This is a genomic window from Ekhidna lutea (assembly GCF_900188325.1).
Classification (GTDB): domain Bacteria; phylum Bacteroidota; class Bacteroidia; order Cytophagales; family Cyclobacteriaceae; genus Ekhidna; species Ekhidna lutea.
In genome coordinates, this window is sequence record NZ_FZPD01000012.1 from 1 (window position 1) to 3,210 (window position 3,210).

Sequence of the window (3,210 nt, forward strand, 5' to 3'; positions counted from 1 at the left end):
CATTTATGTTAACTCGGCTAAGCTAAGAAAAGTTTCGTTGAAAGTAAACTTTGTCGTTATGTTTCTACGACCTGAAGAAGATGGTGTGTAACGCTCAGGTAAAATGCTGTGTGGCCCGAGCTTTTTAAATTCCGATAAAAGTAGCGATTCTGGTTCCAACTCACAACGGTTCAGATGCAGCACGTTCCACAAGCATTTTTCCGAGTGGCAGAGAGAAAAGCAGAAAGCACGGACCTTTCCAAAAGCCAGAAATCGCGGTTCAGTAGCACTAAGAGTTGCAGATATGCAGAAGCCACATGCATTTTTACCGACTGTTAGCATTATGTTTTTATCAGTTCGTTAGCCAGTTGTTCGAATGGCTTGAGGTGGCTCTTCACAGCGAATCTTCCTAGTTGAAAAGTTGCTCCGTTGTTCAGTTGAAGTTCGATGACGTAAAAGTTCTTGGAATCTTGGAATGTTCGGATGTTGTCAACTGAGTCTAGGGTTAGAGTTGTGGTGTTCAGTCTGTGTCCGAAGAAGTTGTTATAAAAAGTTAGCGAAGAGCCGTCTGTTCTTTCAAGGGTTCGATAAAGAAAACGAGACTTGCCGATAAGCAAAATGAGTCCGAATCCAGCGATGGGAAGAGTTAGCCAGAGGTAGTTCGAGTTGAGTTGTTGTTGTCCGCTCAGATAAATAAGTGGCGCAAGTGTTCCCAGTTGAATGACCGCCATCAAAATCCGACTGAAGTTCGCATACCGTCTGCTGTTGATGTACAGTTTCTTCATTTAATAAAATTAACGCTATCGCCAATTAGCATCTTTTATTTTGACAGTTCTTCAATCTGTTGTTTAGCGAACTGGATTGCTTGTTCATCACCGTGTTCGATTGTCTTCTTATAGTATATGATCGAATTCTTGTTATCTCCTTTCAGTTTATATGCATGAGCAATGTTAGATAGGACTATAAAATCTGTTGGATCAATTTGTTCAGCCTTTAAAAGTGAGGAAAGTGCTTCGTCATATTTACCAGTTAGCATGTAGGTTATGGAAATATTTGAAAGGCTAGCAACGTGTTCGGGGTAGTATTTCAGAATCTCACTAGCGATTTCTCTCATGTTGGTTAGTAGGTCATCGTTACCAGTGTTGTAAAGTTGTAATTGATAGTCTTGTAATGATCTTAAAAACCCTTGTTCTCCCTCAGGATATTGTTCGTTATTTGTCCATGTCCAATTGTTATTGTTCTTTGAGGAGTAAGCAATTGTTTCTTTAATAGTCTTAGTGAAGTTCTCCCAGTCCATCTTTTGACCGTAGGAGTAAATCTTTCCAAACCTCATGTCAAGGCGGTTAGGATACAATTTAATTCCTTCATCAATTCTATCGATTCCTTTTTGGAATTCTGTGTCTTCATAATAAATCTGGCTTCCTATGTATCCTTTTGGTTGATTTGTACTGTCTGTAACTACCAGTTTTTTGCCTTGAGGTTCATCAGTAGTTAGAGTGACAACCTCCTTTCTACTTTTCATGAAATGGTAGTTGAAGTAACTCGTGAAAAGTTCAGAGTCACTAGGAGATTCCTTCTCCCACTTCTTTAGGACTTTGATTTGATTTAAGGTATCGCCAGATTCACAGAATTCTAGAAACTCTGTTCGATAATCCTGTCCAAATGCAAGGATAGAAAGTAAGGTTAAGGCTAGGAGAAAATATATTTTCATGAATTCAAATTAATGCTAACGTCTAGCTAGTGTGCGGATGTCCACACGTAGCTCTTTGGGTTAAAACTAGCGAACCTGAACCACACCTACAATCTGTCTTTAGAATGCTGCGTTAACCCCGGACATTCGCCAAAAGCTGGTAAGTTCTCTGGAAATCCTCTACATACAGAAGGGAAGGTGAGCGGGCCGTCCTGCGATAGTGGCTAGGTGCAGTCCGGCATATGCACACTAGCGCTTGTTAGATGTCTTTATATCCAAAGGCTACCAATAATTCTTTGATTGATTCATTGCCGGCTCTTTTAGCTAGGGTTAAGGTAAACGGATCTGGTTTTGCTCCGTATTCTAACAAAAGTTTAGCAACTCTAAGTCGTGGTTCTAGACCACTTTCATTGATTCCATTACCGCAGCATGATAGCGTTGCGTTAAGAGGGGATGAATATTGATTGCTGGATTGATTGGGGTCAGCTCCATTTTCCAGCAAGACTTTTACGACCTCAAAATTCTGGAAAGCGGCAGCATTGTTTATTGCCCCTCTTGGATTAGCCCCTTTATCAATTAAGTATTGCACGATTTCAGGTTTGCTACCTATTGCAATTTGTTCCAATAGATTATATCCAAAATCATCTTCAATATTAGGGTCAGCTCCATATTCAAATAATAGCTTGACTGCTTCAAGATTTCTACTTACGGTATTGAGCACTGTAATACCCTCTGGGCATGGTTCACAATCACCACTGGTCGATATTGTAAATCGCGCATTTGGGTTGGCTCCCGCTTCGAGCAAGTATTCGAAAAAATCCCACTTTCTATAACTTGCTGCGGCATACAAAGATGAAGTATATCCATTAGTCGAGTCTGGATCTAAGGTAGCACCTAATTCAACTAATTTTTTAGCAATGTCTATTCGGTCGGCGCTCAAAGCGCAAGTTAAAGGTGTTTCACAAATATCCCATTGACTATAGGAATTGAAATTGACATCATATTTAATAAGCTCATCAAAAATCTCGTTAGGAATGTTTATGAACGTAGCAAGTTTAATTGGTGTAAGAGTTTGTTTCGGATTAATCGCTGGATTCGCCCCATTTTGAAGAAGGATTCTTACCAATTTGACATCATGTGTATTAATCGCCCAATAAAGAGGATACTTATATATCGATTCAGTGACATGATCAGGCGGGTTAACACTACACCCGGAATCAATTAGCTGGATGATTCTTAATGAATCCTTGCTGAGGACTGCTTCTTTGAGTAATGCAGCACATTGCTCCTCAATGGGTATTTTGTTTAACTCTTTTTTATGGGTGATTGAATCATTGGAGGTGACATTATTTGATTGTTCTAATGGCTCAGAATTAGCAGATTCTTTAGTCATACAGGAAAATATAAGAAGGCTTAAGAAAATAGATAGTATCCGCATAATGACATCTAACGCTCAGATATAGCGCTGTGGCCTCCGAGCTAAATTAATTGCGATAAAAGTAGCTTATCTGCTGGTGCATTCAAAGTTTCAGATACGCACT

3 protein-coding genes are annotated in these 3,210 nt (G+C 39.6%); all 3 read right to left on the bottom strand.

The window, feature by feature from the left end; translation table 11 throughout:
• Nucleotides 1–320: 320 nt before the first annotated feature.
• Nucleotides 321–764, bottom strand: coding sequence for a hypothetical protein (locus CHB71_RS18640; RefSeq protein WP_089358483.1), 444 nt, complete (start codon nt 762–764; stop codon nt 321–323).
• Between the two features lie 35 nt (nt 765–799).
• Nucleotides 800–1,690, bottom strand: a complete 891-nt coding sequence (locus CHB71_RS18645) for a tetratricopeptide repeat protein (RefSeq protein WP_089358484.1) — start codon at nt 1,688–1,690, stop codon at nt 800–802.
• 238 nt (nt 1,691–1,928) lie between these two features.
• Nucleotides 1,929–3,062: an ankyrin repeat domain-containing protein gene (locus CHB71_RS18650; protein ID WP_179213474.1), complete on the bottom strand. Its 1,134-nt coding sequence runs from the start codon at nt 3,060–3,062 to the stop codon at nt 1,929–1,931.
• Nucleotides 3,063–3,210: the final 148 nt, after the last annotated feature.

Coding starts and splice junctions, on each gene's coding strand:
- CHB71_RS18640 (WP_089358483.1), bottom strand. CDS start 764: ATGAAGAAACTGTACATCAACAGCAGACGGTATGCGAACTTCAGTCGG.
- CHB71_RS18645 (WP_089358484.1), bottom strand. CDS start 1,690: ATGAAAATATATTTTCTCCTAGCCTTAACCTTACTTTCTATCCTTGCA.
- CHB71_RS18650 (WP_179213474.1), bottom strand. CDS start 3,062: ATGACTAAAGAATCTGCTAATTCTGAGCCATTAGAACAATCAAATAAT.